Raw genomic sequence first — 21,722 nt, 5'->3', positions numbered from 1 at the left:
ATTGCGCTGGCACTTCGTCTCTACGCCTGCCGCATCCACCAAGGAACCTGTCATGCCCGACAACCGCCATATCACCCTGTTTCACAATCCCCGCTCGCGCTCGCGCGGCGTGCTGGTGCTGCTGGAAGAGCTCGGCGCCAGTTACGACCTGCAGATCGTCGATCTGGAAAAAGGCGAGCAACTCGCGCCCGCGTACCTGGCGATCAACCCGATGGGCAAGATTCCCGCAATCCGGCACGGCGACAGCGTGGTCACCGAACAAGGCGCGATCTACCAGTATCTGGCCGAGTTGTATCCGGAGGCCGGTCTGTCGCCGGCACCGGGCGATGCCGATCGCGGCGCCTACCTGCGCTGGCTGGCCTTCTACGGCTCGGCATTCGAGCCGGCGATCATCGACCGTGCGATGAAACGCGAGGCTCCGCCGCGCTCGATGTCGCCCTACGCCGATTGCGACACGGTACTGCAGGTGATCGATGCGCAGCTGGCCAAGGGCGACTATCTCCTGGGCCAGCGCTGCAGCGCGGCCGATGTGCTGTGGGGCGGCGCGCTAGGCTGGATGGTCGATTTCGGCCTGATCGACCCGCCTGCCGGCACCCGTGCCTACATCGCCCGCATGGCCGACCGGCCGGCGTTCGCGCGCGCCGAGGCGACCAACGCCAAGCCCTGACCAAGCGGACGGACCCGGCGCAAGCGGGTAAACTGCGCGGCTATCTTCTACCCGCCTGGAATAAGCGCCATGCCCGGGACATCCGTTTCCGACCTGTCCGCGGCCACCGCCGTGGACGCACCCGCCCTGTTGCCGCTGCCGGTGGCCCGCCCGTCGGCGCCTGCCGTGGTGCGCGGCAAGCTCTATATCAAGACCCACGGGTGCCAGATGAACGAGTACGACTCGGCCAAGATGGCCGACGTGCTCGCCGCCTCCGAAGGCCTGGAGCTGACCGACAACCCCGAAGACGCCGACGTGGTGCTGGTCAATACCTGCTCCATCCGCGAGAAGGCGCAGGAAAAGGTGTTCAGCCAGCTGGGCCGCTGGAAGGCGCTGAAGGCCGGCGGCAAGCCGGTGATCATCGGGGTGGGCGGCTGCGTGGCCTCGCAGGAAGGCGAGGCCATCGTCAAGCGCGCGCCCTACGTGGATCTGGTGTTCGGCCCGCAGACCCTGCATCGCCTGCCGGAGCTGATCCGCGCGCGGCGCGAATCGGGCAAGTCGCAGGTGGACATCAGCTTTCCGGAAATCGAGAAGTTCGATCGCCTGCCCGAGCCGCGCGCCGACGGCCCGTCGGCATTCGTGTCGATCATGGAAGGCTGCTCCAAGTACTGCTCGTTCTGCGTGGTGCCCTACACCCGTGGCGAAGAAGTCAGCCGCCCGTTCGAGGACGTGCTGGTGGAGGTGGCGCAACTGGCCGCGCAAGGCGTGCGCGAGATCAACCTGCTCGGCCAGAACGTCAATGCGTATCGCGGCGCGTACGGCGCCGATGCCGGCGAAGCGGCGCAATACGCGGATCTGGGCTTGTTGATCCGCACCATCGCGCAGATCGAGGGCATCGGCCGTATCCGTTTCACCACCTCGCATCCGCTGGAATTTTCCGACTCGCTGGTGGATGCGTACCGCGACGTGCCGCAGCTGGCCAATTATCTGCATCTGCCGGTGCAGGCCGGCAGCGACCGCATCCTGTCGGCGATGAAGCGCGGCTACACCGCGCTGGAATTCAAATCCAAGATCCGCAAGCTACGCGCGGTGCGTCCGGATATCTCGATCAGCTCGGACTTCATCGTCGGCTTTCCCGGCGAGACCGAAGCGGATTTCGAAAAGACCATGAAGCTGATCGAGGACGTGGGCTTCGACCAGAGTTTCTCGTTCGTGTATTCGCGGCGTCCCGGCACGCCGGCCTCGGACCTGCAGGACGACACGCCGGAAGCGGTCAAACAGACGCGGCTCGCGCGTTTGCAGGCGCAGATCAACGCGCATGCCACGCGCATTTCGCAGTCCATGGTCGGCAGCGTGCAACGGGTGCTGGTGGAAGGCCCGTCGCGGCGCGATCCGAACGAATTGACCGGCAAGAGCGAGAACATGCGCCCGGTGAATTTCCCCGGCAACCCGCGCCTGATCGGGCACTTTGTCGATGTATTGATCACCGAGGCGATGAGCAATTCGCTGCGTGGTCTTATCCAGGTGGACGACAGCGAAAGCTGATACTCCATAGGTGCTGCGGCACGTAGCACCACGGCATGCTGATCAGAGGGTGCGCGCCGGTTGGTCACTACTTCCGTAGCGCTGCGGCCGGGCACGCGATGCTGCGTCTGCCTGCCATCGTTGTTGCGTTGCTTTGTGTAGCTGCATGCGTGCAGCACGCTGGCAACTCCGTTGAGGTTATGCACGTCGTGCCTCGCACCTCGATCTTCGGCAAGCACACAGCTTGCGTGCTTGCCGCACTGCATTCGCCGATCGGCGCTCCAGCATCTGCGCGCTACCGAGCCGTGGTCGGTCTCGGTCGACAACGGCGCGCATTACTCGCATACGCCGGGCATGATCGTGACCGCGCACAGCAACGACACCAACTCCGCTCGACACACAGTACGCAAGGCGATTGATCAAAATTTCACCAATCGTCTGCAACGCCTTACGGCACAAGGCGTCCGAACACTTACCCACAGGCTTTGCCGAATTCGATCCACACCGCTTGTGGACAACCGCCACCGCAGTGGTGATTTTTTCGCCATGCCCCTGCCGGACCTTGTGCGAGTAGGCGCCACGATTTTTATCCACAGGTTAGTGATGCGTGACTCCACAGCGCTTGTGGAAAAACCGCGCGGACCGCCGCATGCCGGCCAGACCGTACCGGTTGCGGCAACCGGGCGTGTTGGTGGGATCACACGCTGCGCGCTACCCTCGCCTGCCGCCCAACCGACCAGCGCATGCGTGCGCGGTCCGATCCGACCATGAACTCACCTGCACATCGCGACTTCACCCTGGAACCCGACGACACCGAGCGCCTGGCCAATCTGGCCGGCCCGTTCGACGCGCACCTGCGCCAGATCGAACTCAAGCTGGGCGTGGAGATCGCCAACCGCGGCAACATCTTCCGCGTCACCGGCCCGGAGCCGGCGATCACTGCCGCGCAGACGCTGCTGGCCGCGCTGTACGAGGAAGCCGCCGCCACCACCTTCGACAACCACGCGATCCATCTGCGCTTGAACGATGCCAATGTCGAGCACGTGGTCGATCGTTCCTACGTGGCCCAGGACGTGGCGATCAAGGTCAAACGCGGCACCGTGCGTGGCCGCGGCGCCAACCAGGCCAAGTACCTGCATGCGATCGCCACGCACGACATCAATTTCGGCATCGGGCCGGCCGGTACCGGTAAGACCTTTCTGGCCGTGGCCAGCGCGGTGGAGGCCCTGAACGAGTCGCGCGTACAGCGCCTGATCCTGGTGCGCCCGGCGGTGGAAGCCGGCGAGAAGCTGGGCTTTCTCCCAGGCGACCTCAGCCAGAAGGTGGACCCGTACCTGCGCCCGCTCTACGACGCGCTCTACGAAATGCTTGGCGTGGAAAAGGTGGTCAAGCTGCTGGAAAAGAACGTCATCGAGATCGCGCCGCTGGCCTATATGCGCGGCCGCACGCTCAACGATGCCTACGTGATCCTGGACGAAGCGCAGAACACCACCATCGAACAGATGAAGATGTTCCTGACCCGCCTGGGCTTTGGCTCCACCGCGGTGGTCACCGGCGACCTGACCCAGATCGACCTGCCAAAGCACGTCAAGTCCGGCCTGCGCGATGCGATCGAGGTATTGCGCGACGTGGACGGCGCCAGCTTCACCTTCTTCGAAGCACGCGACGTGGTGCGCCACCCGCTGGTGCAGCGCATCGTCACCGCGTATGAAAAGCGCGACCAGCAGGACGCTGCGATCAAGAGCAACGCTGAATGAGGCTATTCCTTGTCAGCTTGACGTTGGCAAGCGGATTGGTCGCGGCGGCATCGCTCGGGGCCACCGAAGCGCCGCTGCTCCCGGGAATTCCGGCCGTGGATCGCGATGTGATCACGGCGACACAGGTGGCGCCCCCCTGTGTGTCGCTGGCTGCCGAACAAACCAGCATCAGCATTCCAACCGCGCACTTGGAGAGGCTGGCGGAACAGGCGCGCGGCGATATGCCGGCAGGGAACGATCGCGTACGATTCAGTGCTTGGCAGCAAGGTCGCAGCGCGCGCTGGCTGCTCGATCTACCGGGAACGGTCACGGATGCACGCGGCTGCGAAAGCTCACCGCTTCAGCACGCGCACCGCTCAAGCCAGTCGCTGGTCGGCGGACTCCTGGAAAGCGGTATCGCTGCGGTCTGGCTGCATGACCAGCCAGGATTCGTTTCAAGGTTGCGGGTGCGGGACTACAATCACGGCTGCGGGCGCGGCCCGATCGGCAGTTCGAGCTACCGCGTGGCCAACGGGCCTGCGGTGATACTGCTGATCACCTGCACGCGCTGACCCTCTGCCCAGGAAACTCTCGCCATGACCCGTGGACCTGTCCGCCTCGACGTCGCTGTCAGTTATGCGCTGCCGCGCGCCGGTCTACCGTCGGCGGTGAGTTTTCGCAAATGGGTGGCGGCCGCGCTGAAGGGCCGCATCCGCGAGGCCGATCTGGCGGTGCGGATTGTCGACGAAAAGGAAGGCTGCTCGCTCAACCACCATTACCGTGGCAAGGATTACGCCACCAATGTGCTGAGCTTTCCGGCCGAGCTGCCCGAAGGCCTGCCCAAGGGCATCAAAATGCCGCTGCTCGGCGATCTGGTGATCTGTGCGCCGGTGGTGGCACGCGAGGCCGCCGAACAAGGCAAGTCGCTGGCCGCGCATTACGCCCATCTGACCGTGCACGGGACCCTGCACCTGCTGGGCTGGGATCACGAGGACGACAAGGAGGCCGACGCGATGGAGCAACTCGAACGCGACATCCTGACCGATCTGGGGATCGACGATCCATATGCGGGAGAGCGCTGATGCGGGCCTGCGTCGCCACCGCGTTGCTGTTGCTGGTCTTCTCCGGCGCCGACGCGCAGACCCCGCCGGCACGCCCCGACCTGCCGGCCCTGATCGAATGCCGCCAGCGCATCGGCGACTTCAACGCGCTGGCGCCGGTGCTTGCCGACCCGCTCAAGGCGGTGGCGCTGGGCTGGACGCCGCTGGACCAGGCCAACCTGTTCATGACCGAGTACACGCTCAACACGCCGATCAGCGTGTTCGGCCACCGCACCACCCACATCGCGTTCTCCGGCGCCAGCGTGATGGCGCTGCTGGATCTGCCCGACCCGCGCCCGCTGGCCAGACAGCTGAACCTGGAACCGGGCGTGGATAACGCCGACAAAGTCATGTACGGCCGCGAGCTGGTCAGCGAAGACACCACCAACCCCAAGACCGGCGAGGCCATGATCGAATCGATCGTGCTCAGCGTTTCCAACGTGAAGTCGCATCCGGGCAAGACCGTGGTCGGTTGCGGCTACAGCCTGGACTTGCCCTGAAGCGCAGCGTCCGCCCGCCCCGTCCACAGCGCCGTGGCGGCTTCCTGTTAGACTGACGGCTATCGCCTGGTTTGCCGGGTGCCGTCCCACGTCACGATGTCCGAAGACGACAGTAGCCAATCCCAAGAAACACCCGAAAAACGCCGTAGCTGGCTCGAGCGCCTGAGCGCTGCCTTCTCTGGCGAACCCCATACCCGCGATGAACTGGTCGCGTTGTTGCGGACCGCCGAACAGGACGGCCTCATCGCCGCAGACACCTTGCGCATGATGGAAGGCGCGATCTCGGTGTCCGAACTCACCGTGGGCGATGTGATGATCTCGCGCTCGCAGATGGTCTCGCTGCCGGTGGAGGCGCGCTTCATCGACCTGATGAAGCAGGTGGTGGAATCCGGCCATTCGCGCTTCCCGGTGCATGGCGAGAACAAGGACGAAGTGCTCGGCATCCTGCTGGCCAAGGACTTGTTGCGCGGCGTGGTCGCCGACAACGGCCCCGGCAACGTGCGCGAACTGCTGCGCCCGGCGGTGCTGATCCCCGAGTCCAAGAAGCTCAACGTCCTGCTCAAGGAATTCCGGCTGTCGCGCAACCACATGGCGATCGTGGTGGACGAGTACGGCGGTGTCGCCGGGCTGGTCACCATCGAAGACGTGCTGGAGCAGATCGTCGGCCAGATCGACGACGAGCACGACGATGCCGAAGACGAGAATTCGTTGATCGCCATCCAGGCCGACGGTCGCTATGTGGTCGATGCGCTGACGCCGATCGAAGACTTCAACGAGCGCTTTGCTGCCGACTTCCCGGACGACGAGTACGACACCGTGGGCGGCCTGGTCACCGATGCGATCGGCCATCTGCCGGAAACCGGCGAAGAGCTGACGCTGGGACGCTTTGCCTTCCGTGTGGCCAAGGCCGATGCGCGGCGTGTACATGCCTTCCATGTGACCATTCTGCCGCCAGACCCGCAGGACGACGCTTGAACCCTTGGTACCGCGCGACTGCTGCAGCGCCAGACCGCGGCAGCGTCCGGCGCTGGGCGGTGTCCTGTGTCCTGCTGCTGGCGTTGCTGGTAACGCCTGCCGCCGTTGCCCAGGCCCCCACTCAGGCGCCTGCCCAAGCCGCAACATCGGCACCGCGGGTCGGCGTGGTCACCATGCAACCGGGCGAAGTGTTCTTCGAGCGCTTCGGTCACGATGCCATCGTGGTGGTCGATCCCGTCAGCGGGCAGGCCACCTCGTACAACTTCGGCTTCTTCGACCCAAGCGAGCCGGATTTCGTCCCGCGCTTTGCGCGCGGCGAGATGATGTACTACCTGGTTGCGTTGCCGCTGGACGAGGACCTGCAGCAATACCGCGCGGTCGGCCGCGGCGTCAGCATCCAGTGGCTGGATCTGCCGCCGGACCAGGCGCGCGCGCTGGCTAACGGGCTGGCGATCCGCAGCCAGCCCGAGAACGCGCGCTACCACTACGATTATTTCGTGGCCAACTGCGCCACGATGGTCCGCGACACGCTGGACCGGGCGATGGGTGGCGCGTTGAAATCGCAACTGGCCGGGCGTTCGCGCGGCAATACCTTCCGCAGCGAAGCGGTGCGGCTGGCCTCCCCTGCCCCGTGGATGTGGCTGGGCTTCGATCTGGGCCTGGGGCCGTACGCGGACCGCACGTTGTCGCGCTGGGAGGAAGCGTTCGTGCCGATGCGTCTGGCCGACAGCCTGACCCAGGTGCACAACAGCGCCGGCCGCCCGCTGGTGCAGTCCACGCAGATCCTGCTGCCGCATCGCATCGCACCGGAGCCGGCCGAACAGCAACGCCATTGGTGGCCATGGTTGCTGGCCGGGCTGATCGTCGCCGCCGGCGTGCTTGCACTCGGTCGCCGGCAACGCATGCTGGCCGCCTTCGCGCTGCCGTATTGGCTGCTGTGCGCGATCGGCGGCGGCTTGCTGGTATATCTGTGGGGCTTCACCGTGCATCAGTCGGCCTGGGCCAATCGCAACCTGTTGCTGGTGAACCCGCTCTGCGTGCTGCTGTTGATGGGCGGCATTGCGGTGCTGCGCGGGCGCCGGCCCGGGCGCTGGTTCGACGTGCTGCGCTGGGTGGTCGCCGCCGCGGCATTGCTGGCGCTGTTGATCCACTGGCTGTCGTTCCAGGCGCAGGGCAACCTGCAGTGGGTGTTGCTGCTGCTGCCGATCCACACCGCGCTCGCGATTGCATTGCGGCGGCATGACTTGTCCGCCCGCACGCGCTGATCCAGGATGCGTCCATGAACCACCACGGCCGCCATCCGGATAACCCCTCCTGCGTCATCACCTGCGCCTGGTACGACGCCGACGGCAAGCGTTACGACATCAGCCTGGAGCAGATCAGCGACGTGCTGCAGCGCCCGGATGGTTTTGTCTGGGTCGGCCTGTACGAGCCGCAGGAATCGGTGCTGCACAAGTTGCAGGATGAGTTCGGCCTGCACGATCTGGCCATCGAGGATGCGCTCAAGGCGCACCAACGCCCCAAGGCAGAGAGCTACGGCAATTCACTGTTCGTGGTGGTCAACACTGCGCAACTTGTCAACGAGCGCATCCGCTACGGCGAAACCCACGCGTTTCTGGGCGCGCGCTTTCTGTTGACGGTGCGTCATGGCGCATCGCTGTCGTATACGCCGGTGCGGCATCGGGTCGAACGCGAACCGGCCATGCTGCGCATGGGCGCCTCGTTCTGTCTGTATGGCGTGCTCGACTTCGTGGTCGACAACTATCTGCCGATCATGGACGAGTTCCGCGACACGCTGGAAGGTCTGGAAAAGGACATCTTCGCCGACGACTACAAGCGCGAAACCGTGGTGCGCCTGTACGAGCTCAAGCGCGAACTCAACAAGATGCGGCTGGTCGTGGCGCCATTGCAGGATGTGCTCTCGCACCTCAAGCGCAACCCCGGCTCGCTGATCCACGACGAAGTCGGCATCTACCTGCGCGACGTGCTCGACCACGCCGTGCGCATCAACGACGCCATCGACACCTTGCGCGAAATGCTGGGCACCGCACTGAGCGTCAACCTGTCGATGGTCACCCTGGCCCAGGGCGAAACCGTCAAACGCCTGGGCGCCTGGGCCGCGTTGCTGGCCGCCCCCACCCTGATCACCAGCTGGTACGGCATGAACTTCACCCACATGCCCGAGCTGGACAAATCTTACGCCTACCCACTGCTGGTAGCCGGCGTGGTCGCCTCCTGCCTGGTACTGTATCGCCTGTTCAAGCGAGCGCGGTGGTTGTAGGCCGCTTTGCGGCCGGGATTCGGGAGTGGGGATTCGGGATTGGTTGGAGCAGGACGCCTGACGGTGGCGCGTGTGTTGCACGTACCCTCATCCGCCCTTCGGGCACCTTCTCCCGAGGGAAGAAGGAAATGCCCTGGACTTTGCGAATCCCCAATCCCGAATCACCAATCCCAGCACTCAAGCCACATAAATCGTCTTGATATTCATAAACTCGTGGATGCCGTGCTCGGCCAGCTCGCGGCCGAAGCCCGAGCGCTTGATGCCGCCGAACGGTAGCCGCACGTCGCTCTTGACCACCGAATTGACGAAGGCCGCACCGCACTGCAATTGCTGCGCCACGCGTTCGCCGCGCTTGGCATCGGAGGTCCACACGCTGCCGCCCAGGCCGAAGCTGGTGTCGTTGGCCACGCGTACCGCCTCCGCTTCATCCCGCACGCGAATCACCGACGCAACCGGGCCGAAGAACTCCTCCTCATAGGCCGGCATGCCCGGGGCGACACGATCGAGAATGGTGGCCGGATAGCCAGCATGCGAACCGGGCACCGGTTCGCCGCCCAACAGTACCTTGGCGCCCTTTTCCACGCTGTTTTCTACCTGCTTGTGCAACTCGTCGCGCAGATCCGCGCGGGCCATGGGCGCCAGCGTGGTGCCCTCCTGCTGCGGGTCGCCGAGCACGCGCTGGGAGGCGGCGGCCACGAAGCGTTCGATGAATTGATCGGCAATGGCGTCCACCACGATGAAGCGCTTGGCGGCGATGCAGGTCTGCCCGCTGTTATCGAAACGCGACTGCACGGCAGAGGCGACGGTGTGCTCCAGATCGGCGTCTTCCAGCACCACGAACGCGTCGCTGCCGCCGAGTTCCATCACGCACTTCTTCAGCTGATCGCCCGCATTTGCAGCCAGCGAACGTCCGGCGCGTTCGCTGCCGGTCAGCGTCACCGCGGCGATGCGCTCGTCACGCAACACATCTGCGGCCTGGTCGTTGTCGATATGCAGCACGTCGAACACGCCGGGTGGAATACCTGCGGCGTCCAGCACGTCCTTCATCGCATCGGCGCAGCGCGGCACGTTGCTGGCGTGTTTGAGCAGCGCCACATTGCCGGCCATCAGACCCGGGGCGAGGAAACGAAATGCCTGCCACAGCGGAAAATTCCACGGCATCACCGCAAACACGCAGCCCAGCGGTTCGTAGCGCACATAGCTGGACTGCGCTTCGGTCGGGATATCGCGCGGTGCCAGATACTCGGCTGCATGCTCGGCGTAATAGGCGCAGCCCTGCGCGCACTTGTCCACCTCGGCCAGCGCCTCGTGGCGCAGCTTACCCATCTCGGCGGTCATGATGCGCTGCAGGTCATCGCGCCGCCGGGTCAGCTCTTCGCCGACCCGGCGCAGCAGCGCGCCGCGCTCGGCCAACGGCAGCGCCGCCCATTGCGGAAATGCCTTGGCGGAAGCAGCCAGACGCGCCTCGATGGCGGCGGCGTCCAGGGTGTGCTGGGTATGTTCGACCTGGCCATTGGCCGGGTTGACGGTGTCGTAGGACATGACGGTCTCCTGTTACAGGCCCGCCATGCTAGTCGCCGGAAAGTTGCAGCCGCGTCACAACCGCTGCAAATCGCTGCAACGCTGTGTTTACCCGCACCGCGACGCAATGCCGCACCTCCATCGCACGGCTAGCGGCTAGCTGGCAGCCGGAACAACGCACCCGCACACGCTGATGAAAGCAGCCCTGCCCTGTCCCGACCATCCCACCGCACAAAAATGCTCTAGCATTCGGCACTTGGCAGCTTCATCCATTCACGGAAGACCACCACGATGCGCCGGGATCTGATTGTTCTAGTTGTACTTGGCATCGGCGCCTGCCTGCCGGGATGCGCCGTCCTGCAGGACATCCTGCACGGCCCGCGTCCGGGCCCGAACGGATTTGTCACCGTGAGCTGCACCAACACGCTGCCCAATCCCAGCCAACCCTGCGAAGAAGAGGCACTGCGTGCCTGCTCGGACACTGCCATCCGCCAATTTGTCACCGCGCACTCGTCGCCGAACATGGTCACGATCTATCCGAGCAAGCAGAAATCCAAGGACGACGGTAACAATAACGGCAAGAACAGGGACAAGGATCGCGCCGACGAACAACCCAGAGTCGAGCAACAGGGCTACGACATCAGCGCCGAGTATCAGTGCTACCTGACCAAGCCGCAGCCCTGGGACAGCGGGTACACGCCTCCGGCCAGGTAACAGCAGCCCAACCAACTGCCGAGCCCGGCGTCCGATAACCGCCGCAGACGTCCGCAATCGGCTTGCAGCGGTCGTAGATGTCGGTGACTTCGGCGTTCGCAGCTGTCTGGCTTCCGCTTGTTGCGATGCATTCGCCACACCCATGTTGGTGCCTGCTCAGGAAGCAGCCTGCAGCGCCAGTTGCGCATCGCGCTGACGGCGTCTTTCGCCGCGCGCCAGCAGCCACCAGCCGATCACCGCGGCGATCGACACCGCCAGCACCATCAGCGTGGCAAGCGCGTTGATCTTGGGGCTGATGCCCAGCCGCACCGATGCAAACACCTTGATCGGCAAGGTGGTCGAACTGGGCCCAGCCAGAAAGCTGGCGATCACCACGTCGTCCAGCGACAGCGTGAACGCGAGCAGCCAGCCCGATGCCAATGCGGGGGCGATGATCGGCAAGGTGATCAGCAAGAACACCTTCAGCGGTGTCGCGCCCAGATCCATCGCCGCCTCTTCCAGCGAGCGATCCAGTTCCTGCAGGCGCGAGGAGATCACCACCGTCACGAACGAGACGGTGAAGGTGACATGCGCCGCCCAGATCGCCACCGCGCCGCGCGGTGCGATCCCGAGTACACCGCCCATCGAGACCAGCAACAACAGGATCGACAGGCCGATGATCACTTCCGGCATCACCAGCGGCGCGGTGATCAACGCGCCGAACAGGGTCTTGCCGGGGAAACGCCGCATGCGCACCATCGCCAGCGCCGCCATCGTCCCCAGCACCGTCGATGCACAGGCGGTCCAGAACGCGACTTGCAGACTGACCCAGGCCGCCTCCAACAACTGGCGATCGCGCAGCAATTCGCCATACCAGTGCGTGGAAAAGCCGCCCCACACCATCGCCAGGCGCGAGGCGTTGAACGAGTAGACCATCAGCAACAGGATCGGCAGATACAGAAAGCCGAAGCCCAGCGCGAGGACACTGCCACCCAGCACGCGACCACCGCGCGAGGCGCGCATCATGTCAGCCGCCCTTCCAGTTCGCGCTGCTGATAACGGTGGAAGAGCACGATCGGCGCCAGCAACAGCAGCAACATCACCGTGGCCACCGCAGCGGCCACCGGCCAATCGCGATTGTTGAAGAACTCGCCCCACAGCACGCGGCCGATCATCAAGGTGTCCGGCCCGCCCAGCATTTCCGGAATCACGAATTCGCCCACCGCCGGAATCATCACCAGCATGCAGCCGGCCACGATGCCGTTACGCGACAGCGGCAAGGTGATGCGCACGAACGCCTGCCACGGCCGCGCGCCCAGGTCGTAGGCCGCTTCGAGCAGGCGCCGATCGTGCTTGACCAGATTGGCATACACCGGCAGCACCATGAACGGCAGATAGCAGTGCACGATGCCGATGTAGGCGGCGAGCGGTGTGTACAGCAACTGCAAGGGCTGGCGGATCACCCCCAGCGCCAGCAGCGCCTGATTGAGCAAGCCGTTGCCGTCGAGGATGCCGATCCAGGCGTAGACGCGGATCAGGAACGAGGTCCACGACGGCAGCACCACCAGCATCATCGCCATATTACGCGTGGCCAGCGGCAGACGCGCGATCACATAGGCCATCGGGTAGCCGATCAACAGCGCAAACACGGTCGACAGCGCCGCGATCCTGATCGAACTCGCATACGCCGCTACGTATTGGCTGTCGCGCAGCATGACCAGATAATTGCCCAGATGCAGCTTGAGGCTCACCGCCCCATCGGCGGCAACGGCGAACAGCGGCGTGTACGGCGGCATCGCGGTGGCGCGCTCGGCGAAGGAGATCTTCAGCACGATCAGGAACGGGATGGCGAAGAACACCAGCAGCCACAGAGACGGGGCGGCGATCACGCCCCAGCGCGCGACCGGCAATGCGCGGATCCGGCGCCTCATGCGGTAAGCACCACGCCATCGTGCTCGCCCCAACTCAGCCATACGCCATCGCCCCAGCTCAGCGCTTCGCTGGCCCAGCGCTGACGATTGGCGAAGTTGGCCATCAGCTTGAAACCGCCGGGCAGGCGCACGTGGTAGACCGAATGGCTGCCGAAATAGGCGATGTCCTCGATCACGCCCTGCGCCTTGTTGCAGGCCTGGGCGGGCTCGTCCTTGCCGATGACGAGCTTTTCCGGGCGCAGCGCGAATGTCACCGCCTGCCCTTCGAAACCGGTGATGCCGTGGCCGATCCGGATGCTGGCGTCGAAGGCGGACGCTTTCAGGCCAACGTAATCCGGCTTGTCCTCGACGATGACTGCGTCGATCAGATTGACCGAGCCGATGAATTCGGCGGCGAACCGGTTGGCCGGTTGCTCGTAGATTTCGTCTGGCGTGCCGACCTGCTGGATCCAACCCTGGTCCATCAATGCGATGCGGGTAGCCATGCTCATGGCCTCTTCCTGATCATGGGTGACCATGACGCAGGTGACGCCGGAGGTCTCGATGATGTTGACCAGTTCCAGCTGCATCTGCGCGCGCAGCTTCTTGTCCAGCGCGCCCATCGGTTCGTCCAGCAGCAGCAGCTTGGGCCGCTTGGCCAGCGAGCGCGCCAACGCCACGCGTTGCTGCTGCCCGCCGGACAATTGATGCGGCTTGCGCCGGGCCAGGCTGCCAAGCTGCACCAGCTCCAGCATCTGGCCCACGCGCGCTGCGATCGCCGCCTTGGACAAGGCTTCCTGCTTCAGCCCAAAGGCGATGTTCTGCTCCACGCTCATATGCGGAAACAACGCATACGACTGGAACATCATGTTGATCGGGCGCTCGTACGGCGGCAACGTGTCGATCGGCTGGCCATCGAGCACGATGCGGCCCTTGGTCGGCCGCTCGAAACCGGCCAGGCAGCGCAGCAAGGTGGACTTGCCGCTGCCCGAACCGCCCAGCAGCGCGAAAATCTCGCCCTTGCGGATCTGCAGGCTGACCTCGTCGACCGCGACAACGCCATCGAATTCCTTGCGGACCTCGCTGATGCTCAAGTAGGCGTTGTCGCCACAAGAAAGCGGCGCCGGCGCGGCCTCGGTAACTGCCATGAACCCTCTCGATGGCCAAGCATGGCCCAGCAACGACTGTGCACCTCCAGACGCTGGCACCGCCAGTGCTCGATACGAGATCCAGCACCCGTCCCTTTCAGTTCAAGCGCATCGTCTGCAGCAAACCGGCGACGACCTGCCACATCGGGTGACTACCGGTCGGCACAGGCCCCGCAGCAGCGCAGCGTCTGCAGCAGGAAGACACCCTACCGCGACCGGGGCACAGACGCCCGCCGCGACGGGTACCGATCAGCGTGCCTGCTGCACCGGCGCGCTCCATCCCAGACCCAGGCTCTTCTGCAGCGCAACGTAATTCACCAGCAACTGCACCTGCGCCTGCGCGGCGGCGTCCTGCGCGGACAGTTGCTGGCGTTGCACGTCGAGCAGATCGATCGACGAGGTGGCTCCGGCATCGCGCCGTTGTTGCATCAACCCGGCCGAACGCGTCGCCGAGGCTTCGGCCTGGCGCGCCACAACCAGCTGCTTGCGCGCCGAGCCGAAGCGCGCCAATGCCGAATTGGCATCCTGCAACGCAGCCAGCACCGCCCCCTCGTACGCCGCCTCGCGGCCGGCGTTGCCGGCACGTGCCTGCTCCACCTGCGCCTTGGTGCGGCCGAAGTCGAAGATCGACCAGCGCAGCATCGGCACCGCCAGTGTGGTCAACGCGTCGGAATTGAAATCGCTGGGCGAGCCGGCGACCCAGCTCAGGCCGCCCAACAGGCTCACCTGCGGGAAATACCCGTTCAATGCCTCGCCGATCTGCGCGCTGGAGGCAGCCAGCTCGCGCTCGGCCTTGCGCACATCGGGGCGGCGACGGATCAAGGCGCCGGCATCGTCCACGCGCACCTGCGCGGGCAGCATCGGCAACGGCCGCGGCGCGCTCAACTGCGCATCCAGCGCACCAGGCTCGCGCCCCACCATCAGCGCCAGCTGGTCCAGCGCTTCCTGCAACTGCATTTCCAGCGGCAGGCGCTGCGCCTGTTGCTGCTGCACTTGCGTGGCGATCTGTTCGACCTGCAGGTCCGAGGCCGCACCACGTTCGCGGCGCTGCTGGGTCAGGCGCAAGGTCTGCCCGATCTTGTCCAGATTTGCATCGGCAATTGCCAGCCGCGCCTGCAAGCCGCGGTAGTTGAGGTACACCTGCCCCACTTCGGCCGCCAGCTGCACCTGCGCATCGGCCAGCTCGGCTTCCGAGGCCTGCGCCTGTGCCAGGGCGCCTTCGGCGGCGCGACGGCGGCGGCCGAAGACATCCAGCTCCCAGCTGGCATCGAAACCGGCGCTGTAGATCTGGGTCTTTTCCAGATCCAGCGCCTCGCTGCCCTGTGCCGGTGGCTGCCCATTCTGACCGTTCTGCAAGCCGCCCAGCGTATCGACGATGGTCTGCGGCGGCTCGGCATACGCATACATCGCACTGGCGTTGAGCTTGGGCAGGCGCTCGGCACGGCGCTGGCTGGCCAGTGCGCGATTGGCGCGCAACCGCGCCTGCGCCGCACGCAGGTTGGGACTGTCGGCCAGGGCCTGGGTGACCAGCCGGGTGAGGGTCGGATCCTGCAGTTCCTCCCACCAATGATTCAATGGCGCGGCGGCGACCACGTCGGCGCCAGCTGCGCGATGCAACGCCGACGCCTGCACCGCCGCGTCGGCCACTGTCGGGGGCTTGGTGTAGTTGGGGCCGAGCATGCAGCCGCCGAGCAGGACCACGCTCAGTGTCGCGGCCAGGGACATGCGGATCGGGCGCATGGAATCAGTGCATTGCAAGGTGCGCCCCCTTGGGTAACGGCTTGAGCAAAAAGGCCAGCGGAATCGTGCAGACCACGATCACGCCGAAAATCCAGAACAGATCGCTATAGGTCATCACCAGCGCCTGCTGCTGCACCAGGCGCGCCAGCTGCGCGACCGAGCGAATGGCCGCCTCGCCGCCGGCGCTGCCCTGCATCTGCATGGTCAGGCCGGACAGAAAATCCTGCGCGCGCGAGGAATTTGCAGTGATCGCGCTGCCGATGGTTTCGGTGTGGAAGGTCATGCGGCGCTCCTGAAAGGTGGAGATCAGCGCAAGCCCGACCGAGCCGCCAAGGTTGCGGCCGGCGTTGAACAGGCCTGACGCATCGCCGGCCAATTCGGGCGGTACCGAGGAGATGGCCGCCTGGTTCAACGACATCATCGCCAGCGCCAGGCCGCAGCCCTGCAACAACTGGCCGGCGACGAAATGCGTGCCGACCGTGTCGGCGGTCAGCGACAGATTGACGAAGCACGCCGCAGCAAAACAGATCAGCCCGGCGATCACCAGGATGCGCACGTCCACCACATCCAGCAGCTTGGGCATCATCGGCATCAGCAGCACGGTCGGCAGCCCGGACAGCAGCAGCACATAGCCGGCCTGCTCGGTGTTGTAGCCGGAGATCACCGCCAGGAACTGCGGGATCATGTACATGACGCCGAACAGGATCATGCCCACCGCCATGATCATGACGAACACCGCGCCGAAGCTGCGATGCAGCAGCAGCGACAGCCGGATCACCGGCGCGCGGCGACGAAATTGCGAAATCACCAATGCGATGAACCCGCTCAGCGCGATCACGCTCAGCGTGTTGATCTCGCTGGATTCGAACCAGCGCTCGCGCTGGCCTTCTTCCAGCACCACGGTGAGTCCGCCCAGACCGGCGGTCAGACCGTAGATGCCCAGCCAGTCGGCATTGAGCAGGCCGGCCCAATCGCCTTTTTCATGCTTGAGGCCAAGCAGCAGCAAGGCCACCAGGCCCACGCAGATCGGCACGTTGATGAAGAACGCGTAGTGCCAGCTGACATTTTCGGTGAGCCAGCCGCCGAGCAACGGGCCGATCACCGGGCCCATGATCACGGTCATGCCGAACAGCGCGGTGCCCATGGTCTGCTGACTGGGCGGCAGGCGCGTGGCGACGATGGTCAGCGCGGTCGGAATCAGCGCGCCACCCGCCAAACCCTGCCCAACGCGGCCGATGATCATCATCGTCAACGAGGTGGACAGCCCGCACACCACCGAAAAGGCGGTGAACATCACTGCGCAGATCAGCAGGAAATTGCGCAGGCCCAGCGTGCGCACGAACCAGCCGGTCAGCGGGATCATGATGATCTCGGCAACCAGATACGCGGTGGAGATCCAGGTGCCTTCCGTGCCGCTGGCGCCGACCTCGCCCTGGATCGTGGGCAGTGCCGCGTTGACGATGGAGATGTCCAGCGTCGCCATGAACGAACCGATGGTGCCGGCCAGCACCGCCAGCCACGCGCCCGGCTCGGCCTTCTCGCGCTGCGCGCTGCCGCCGGCACGCTGGCCGGTGGCTGCCGTTGCAGTCATCGCGCGCGCTCCTGCGCCTGCACGCGATCGGATTCCTCCTCGGCCCGTTGCTTGGCGTCCTTGGCCGAGCGCGTGTCCACGGTGACCTCGACCGACATGCCCGGCACCAGCACCTTGCGCGCCTCGTCGCCGGCCAGCACGCGGATGCGCACCGGCACGCGCTGCACCACCTTGGTGAAGTTGCCGGTGGCATTTTCCGGCGGCAACAGTGCGAACTGCGAGCCGGTACCGGGCGACAGGCTCTCGACCTTGCCGTGCAGCTTGACGCCCGACAAGGCATCGACCTCGATCTCGGCCGGCTGGCCGGGACGCATCAGGCCGACCTGGGTTTCCTTGAAATTGGCGATCAGGTAAAGCGATTCCTGCGGCACGATGGTCATGGTGCGGGTACCCGCCCCGAGGAACTGACCGACCTGCACCGTCTTGTCGCCGACGCGGCCGTGGATGCGGCTGGTCAACAGGGTGTCTTCCACCGCCACGCGGGCCTGGTCGGCATCGGCGGTGGCCTGCTTGAGGCCGGCCTGGGCCTGTTCCAGCTGCGCGTTGCTGGCCAGGATCTGGCTCTGCGCACCCTTGGCCTGCGCCTGCGCGGCCTCGTGCTGAGCACGTGCACGTTGCAGTTCGTGCTGCAGACTTTCCTGATGCTCGTGCGTGTCGGCGCCAGAGGCGGCCAACGGGGCGAAGCGCTTCACTTCGGCCTGAGCGAACCTCAGGCTTGCCGCTGCCGAGGTCACCTGGCTGCGCGCCTGCACCAGCGCCGACTCCTGCCCGGACACATTGGCGGTGGCCGCGGCGATATCGGCCTGGCGCGCGGCGATCGCGGCTTCGGCCTGCTGCAGGGTCGCCTGATAGGTGCGCCCATCGATCTGCAGCAGCGGTTGGCCGGCTTCCACGATCTGGTTGTCGCCCACCATCACCTTGGTCACGTAGCCGCTGACCCGCGGCGCCACGGCCACCGAATCGGCCTGCAGGTAGGCATTGTTGGTGTCCTGCATGTAGCGGCCCTTGATCAGGTAGTAGGCCAGCCAGATCACCAGCAGCACCAGCACCAGCACCCCGATCACGATCAGCGTCCATTTGACCTTGGGATTCTTCAACGGCGAGGGCTTGGGCGGCTCCTGCTCGTCGTGCGCGCCGGTGGCTTGCGCATCCGTGCCCGAAGGCTGGCCGTCGTTGGACTGCTGGTCGTGGTTGCTCAAGGTGAGGCGTCCTGTGTCGTGGGCGAGGCGCGCGCGACGACGTGCCGCATCAGCGGCCCGGCGAAGGCGGCACAACCATACAATTATTTGAACCGTCCGGTACAGATTGCGTGACGACCGCAGTCAGCGTGCGCTATGACGAAGAGCGGCTGCCAACACCTAGCGAGCAGTCGTCAGGGGTGCAGACGGCGCGCTCAGAACCGGAGTACGAGTGGGACATGCCGATCCGGGCACCGGCCGCGCGCCCCTGGCGGCTGCGCAGCAGTCTTGTTAGGCGCTCTTATGAGCGGGCGCCTGGTAGGCACCATACAGGGCTGCAGGAACAACTGCGGCCGTCAGCGACCGGTCTTGATCTCGGTCCACAGCCGCGTATACAGGCGATCCACCTCGGGCGGATTGATCGCATAGGTGAACATCTTGGCGGTCACCTGCGGCGGCGGGTAGATGGTGGGGTCGTTGCGGATCGCCGCGTCCACCAGCGGCGTGGCGGTGCGCACCGGGTTGGCGTAGTGGATGAAGTTGCTGTTGGCCGCGGCGACATCCGGCTTCAACAGATAATTGATGAAGGCATAGGCGTTGTGGGGATGTCTGGCGTCCTTGGGAATGGCCAGCATGTCGAACCACTGCGGCGCGCCCTCCTTCGGAATCGCATACGCCACCTTGATGCCGTTGCCGGCTTCCACCGCACGGTCGCGCGCCTGGATGACGTCGCCCGACCAGCCCACCGCCAGGCAGGTGTTGCCGTTGGCCAGCGAGGTCACGTACTGGCTGGAATGAAAGTTCTGCACATACGGGCGGATCGTCTTGATCAGCGCGGCGGCCTTCTCGATCTCGGCCGGCACGCTGCTGTGCGGATCCAGGCCCAGATAATTGAGCGCAATGGGAATCAGATCCGAGGGCGTATCCAGCATGGTCACGCCGCAGTCCTGCAATTTGGACAGGTTTTCCGGCTTGAACACCAGATCCCAGCTGTCGGCGACCTCGGTGCTGCCGAAGATGGCCTTGAGCTTGTCCACGTTGTAGCCGATGCCGGTGGTGCCGATCATGTATGGCACGCCATAAACGTTGCCCGGATCCTGCGCGGCGATGCGCCGCATGATGTCCGGGTCCAGATTGGCCAGATTGGGGATCTTGCTCTTGTCCAGCGGCAGGAACACGCCGGCCTGGATCTGGCGGCCGAAGAAGCTGAGCGTGGGCACCACCACGTCGTAGTCGCTGCCACCGGCGAGCAGCTTGGTTTCCACCATCTCGTCGCTGTCGAAGACGTCGTAGGTGACCTGGATGCCGGTGCGTTTTTCGAATGCGGGAATGGTGTCTTCGGCGATGTAGTCCGAATAGTTGTAGACATTGAGCACCTTTGCCTGCGCGTCGGCACTGCCGGGTGCATTGCTGCCACCGCAGGCGGCCAGCAACGTGGTGGACAGCGTCAGGGCAAGCAGTCGCAGCGTCATGCGGGTCTCCAGAGCAGCGCGATCAGGGCGTCCGGTGTGTGGCCGGTCGAAGGTCCAGCCTACCCATGGTGTTTGTGTTTGCACAGCGCGGCGTGGCGGACGCCATCCATGTACGCACGGCAGGCGCGCGCGGCCGCTGTCGGAATCGCGCATGCCAGCCGCCTTTAAACGTGCGCGTGCGACTGGAAGCCCCTTGAGGTGTACTGGCAAGGCTACGCCGCACCGATGCCCAGCGCCTGCGCGGTATCGTCCAGCGCCGCCCAGGCCTTGTCGAACAGCTCGTCGACCTGTTCGCAGGTGATGATCAACGGCGGCGACAGCAGCATCGCATCGTAAGTGGCACGCAGGATCAGCCCGCGCCGCAACGCGAAATCGCGGCACATGGTGCCGACCCGACCGCGTTCGGGGAAATAGACCCCGCGCCGGCGCTTGTCCGGCACCAGTTCCAGTGCCCCGACCAGGCCGGCGATACGCGCCTCCCCGACCAGCCGGTGCTCGCCCAGCTCGGCCCAGCGTTGCGCCAGATACGGTGCGATCCGGGTGCGCGCGGTTTCCACGATGCCTTCGTCCTGCAGCAGGCGCAGATTCTCCAGCGCCACCGCCGCACAGACCGGATGCCCCGCATAGGTGCCGCCATGCGCCAGCTCCCCGCCCTGCGCCTTGAGCACCCCGGCCACGCGATCGTTGAACATCGCCGCCGCCAACGGGATGTAGCCGGAGGTGATGCCCTTGGCCAGCGTCATCACGTCGGGCTGGAAGCCGAAATAATCCGCACCGAACCAGGCTCCGGTACGCCCGAACCCGCAGATCACCTCGTCGGCCACCAGCAGCACGTCGTAGCGCCGGCAGATGCGTTCGATTTCCGGCCAGTAGCTGTGCGACGGGATGTACACCCCGATCGCGCCCATGATCGGTTCACCGATAAACGCCGCCACGTGTTGCGGCCCGAGTTGCAGAATCCTGTCCTCGAGCCGACGCGCCGCCAGCAGCCCGTACTCCTCGGGGTCCATCTCCCCGCCATCGCCGAAGTGATACGGCGGTGCGATATGGTCAATATCCGGAATCGGCAAGCCACCCTGCCGGTGCATGCCTTGCATGCCACCCAGGCTGGCACCGGCCATGGTGGTGCCGTGATAGCCATCGTGGCGGCCGATGAAGATGCGTTTCTGCGGCTGCCCCTGCACCGCCCAGAAATGCCGTACCAGCCGCAGGATGGTGTCGTTGGCCTCCGACCCGGAGTTGGCGAAGAAGGCATGGTTCAGATCGCCCGGCGTCAGCTCCGCCAGCTTGGCGGCCAGATGGATGGCGGGTTCGGTGGTGCACTGAAAAAAGCTGTTGTAGTAGGCCAGCTGTTCCATCTGCCGCGCCGCGGCCTGCGCCAGCTCGGTGCGCCCGTAGCCGACATTCACGCACCACAACCCGCCGAAGGCATCCAGCAGTTTGTTGCCCTGCGCGTCCCAGACATACACGCCCTGCCCGCGGGTCAGGATGCGCGTGCCCTTGCCGGCCAATGCAGCGTTGTCGCTGAACGGATGCAGGTGATGGGCGGCATCGAGTTGCTGCAAGGACTTCAACACAGTGGGGTGCACGGCTTGCTCCGGAAGGTGGCTCACGCCAGTGGCGCGAGCGCAGTGGCGCTGCAAAAAGCAGCTGGCGCGAAACGCATCGGACGCCTGCAATGCACTCAGGTCTCGACCATTACCGCAT

Annotated in this window: 19 protein-coding genes and 1 other RNA gene; 10 read left to right on the top strand and 10 right to left on the bottom strand. The window is 65.3% G+C overall.

Going from position 1 to position 21,722, the window contains the following annotated elements:
* The first annotated feature begins 52 nt into the window (after positions 1–52).
* The 9 genes from FHT09_RS06435 to FHT09_RS06395 all read left to right on the top strand — a co-directional run bounded on the left by FHT09_RS06435 (position 53) and on the right by FHT09_RS06395 (position 8,762).
* Entirely contained in the window at positions 53–667 is a 615-nt protein-coding gene (locus tag FHT09_RS06435) for a glutathione S-transferase family protein (RefSeq protein ID WP_184416885.1), read from the top strand.
* A 69-nt stretch (positions 668–736) separates the two neighbouring features.
* The gene (gene miaB, locus FHT09_RS06430; RefSeq protein ID WP_104537081.1) at positions 737–2,191 is read left to right on the top strand and encodes a tRNA (N6-isopentenyl adenosine(37)-C2)-methylthiotransferase MiaB; all 1,455 of its coding nucleotides are present in this window, start codon (positions 737–739) and stop codon (positions 2,189–2,191) included.
* Between the two features lie 746 nt (positions 2,192–2,937).
* Positions 2,938–3,927 (top strand): PhoH family protein, encoded by a 990-nt coding sequence (locus FHT09_RS06425; RefSeq protein ID WP_104604916.1) that lies wholly within the window; start codon positions 2,938–2,940, stop codon positions 3,925–3,927.
* The gene (locus FHT09_RS06420; protein ID WP_104604841.1) at positions 3,924–4,478 is read left to right on the top strand and encodes a hypothetical protein; all 555 of its coding nucleotides are present in this window, start codon (positions 3,924–3,926) and stop codon (positions 4,476–4,478) included. The genes FHT09_RS06425 and FHT09_RS06420 overlap by 4 nt, the downstream gene beginning before the upstream one ends.
* A 24-nt stretch (positions 4,479–4,502) precedes the next feature.
* The gene (gene ybeY, locus FHT09_RS06415; protein WP_104537077.1) at positions 4,503–4,988 is read left to right on the top strand and encodes an rRNA maturation RNase YbeY; all 486 of its coding nucleotides are present in this window, start codon (positions 4,503–4,505) and stop codon (positions 4,986–4,988) included.
* Positions 4,988–5,506 carry a hypothetical protein gene (locus tag FHT09_RS06410; protein ID WP_104537075.1) on the top strand — a complete coding sequence of 173 codons (519 nt, stop codon included), beginning with the start codon at positions 4,988–4,990 and terminating at the stop codon, positions 5,504–5,506. Before ybeY ends, FHT09_RS06410 begins: the two co-directional genes overlap by 1 nt.
* Before the next feature lie 96 nt (positions 5,507–5,602).
* Complete coding sequence (locus tag FHT09_RS06405; protein WP_104537073.1) at positions 5,603–6,481, top strand: transporter associated domain-containing protein; 879 nt, start codon at positions 5,603–5,605, stop codon at positions 6,479–6,481.
* Complete coding sequence (locus FHT09_RS06400; RefSeq protein WP_104604843.1) at positions 6,478–7,746, top strand: DUF4105 domain-containing protein; 1,269 nt, start codon at positions 6,478–6,480, stop codon at positions 7,744–7,746. Before FHT09_RS06405 ends, FHT09_RS06400 begins: the two co-directional genes overlap by 4 nt.
* 14 nt (positions 7,747–7,760) lie before the next feature.
* Positions 7,761–8,762, top strand: a complete 1,002-nt coding sequence (locus FHT09_RS06395; protein WP_104604845.1) for a magnesium and cobalt transport protein CorA — start codon at positions 7,761–7,763, stop codon at positions 8,760–8,762.
* 177 nt (positions 8,763–8,939) lie between these two features.
* Here the strand turns inward: FHT09_RS06395 and FHT09_RS06390 are convergent, their stop codons facing one another.
* Positions 8,940–10,304, bottom strand: coding sequence for an NAD-dependent succinate-semialdehyde dehydrogenase (locus FHT09_RS06390; protein WP_104604847.1), 1,365 nt, complete (start codon positions 10,302–10,304; stop codon positions 8,940–8,942).
* Positions 10,305–10,574: 270 nt separating this feature from the next.
* On the opposite strand from FHT09_RS06390, the gene FHT09_RS06385 reads away from it, so the two are divergent.
* Positions 10,575–10,997, top strand: a complete 423-nt coding sequence (locus FHT09_RS06385; protein WP_104604849.1) for a hypothetical protein — start codon at positions 10,575–10,577, stop codon at positions 10,995–10,997.
* 156 nt (positions 10,998–11,153) lie between these two features.
* On the opposite strand, the gene FHT09_RS06380 is transcribed toward FHT09_RS06385, so the two are convergent.
* The 9 genes from FHT09_RS06380 to FHT09_RS06340 all read right to left on the bottom strand — a co-directional run bounded on the left by FHT09_RS06380 (position 11,154) and on the right by FHT09_RS06340 (position 21,604).
* Positions 11,154–12,002, bottom strand: a complete 849-nt coding sequence (locus FHT09_RS06380) for an ABC transporter permease subunit (RefSeq protein WP_104537063.1) — start codon at positions 12,000–12,002, stop codon at positions 11,154–11,156.
* Positions 11,999–12,907, bottom strand: coding sequence for an ABC transporter permease subunit (locus tag FHT09_RS06375; protein ID WP_104604851.1), 909 nt, complete (start codon positions 12,905–12,907; stop codon positions 11,999–12,001). The genes FHT09_RS06380 and FHT09_RS06375 overlap by 4 nt, the downstream gene beginning before the upstream one ends.
* Positions 12,904–14,034, bottom strand: coding sequence for a polyamine ABC transporter ATP-binding protein (gene potA, locus FHT09_RS06370; RefSeq protein ID WP_104604853.1), 1,131 nt, complete (start codon positions 14,032–14,034; stop codon positions 12,904–12,906). The genes FHT09_RS06375 and potA overlap by 4 nt, the downstream gene beginning before the upstream one ends.
* Positions 14,035–14,283: 249 nt before the next feature.
* Complete coding sequence (locus tag FHT09_RS06365) at positions 14,284–15,774, bottom strand: efflux transporter outer membrane subunit (RefSeq protein ID WP_181141223.1); 1,491 nt, start codon at positions 15,772–15,774, stop codon at positions 14,284–14,286.
* Between the two features lie 4 nt (positions 15,775–15,778).
* Positions 15,779–17,365 carry an MDR family MFS transporter gene (locus FHT09_RS06360; protein WP_104604857.1) on the bottom strand — a complete coding sequence of 529 codons (1,587 nt, stop codon included), beginning with the start codon at positions 17,363–17,365 and terminating at the stop codon, positions 15,779–15,781.
* A complete protein-coding gene (locus tag FHT09_RS06355; RefSeq protein ID WP_104537053.1) occupies positions 17,362–18,564 on the bottom strand; it encodes an HlyD family secretion protein in 1,203 nt (400 codons plus the stop codon). The genes FHT09_RS06360 and FHT09_RS06355 overlap by 4 nt, the downstream gene beginning before the upstream one ends.
* Positions 18,565–18,711: 147 nt before the next feature.
* Positions 18,712–18,784, bottom strand: a non-coding RNA gene (locus FHT09_RS06350) — sX9 sRNA.
* A gap of 115 nt (positions 18,785–18,899) precedes the next feature.
* Positions 18,900–20,015, bottom strand: a complete 1,116-nt coding sequence (locus FHT09_RS06345; RefSeq protein WP_104604859.1) for a polyamine ABC transporter substrate-binding protein — start codon at positions 20,013–20,015, stop codon at positions 18,900–18,902.
* A gap of 212 nt (positions 20,016–20,227) precedes the next feature.
* Positions 20,228–21,604, bottom strand: coding sequence for an aspartate aminotransferase family protein (locus FHT09_RS06340; RefSeq protein WP_104604918.1), 1,377 nt, complete (start codon positions 21,602–21,604; stop codon positions 20,228–20,230).
* Positions 21,605–21,722: the final 118 nt, after the last annotated feature.

The sequence above is a fragment of the Xanthomonas sp. CFBP 8152 genome, assembly GCF_014199025.1.
GTDB classification, from domain to species: domain Bacteria; phylum Pseudomonadota; class Gammaproteobacteria; order Xanthomonadales; family Xanthomonadaceae; genus Xanthomonas; species Xanthomonas arboricola_B.
Note: the sequence above shows the minus strand (reverse complement) of the source record. Positions and strands in the feature narration are given on the sequence as shown.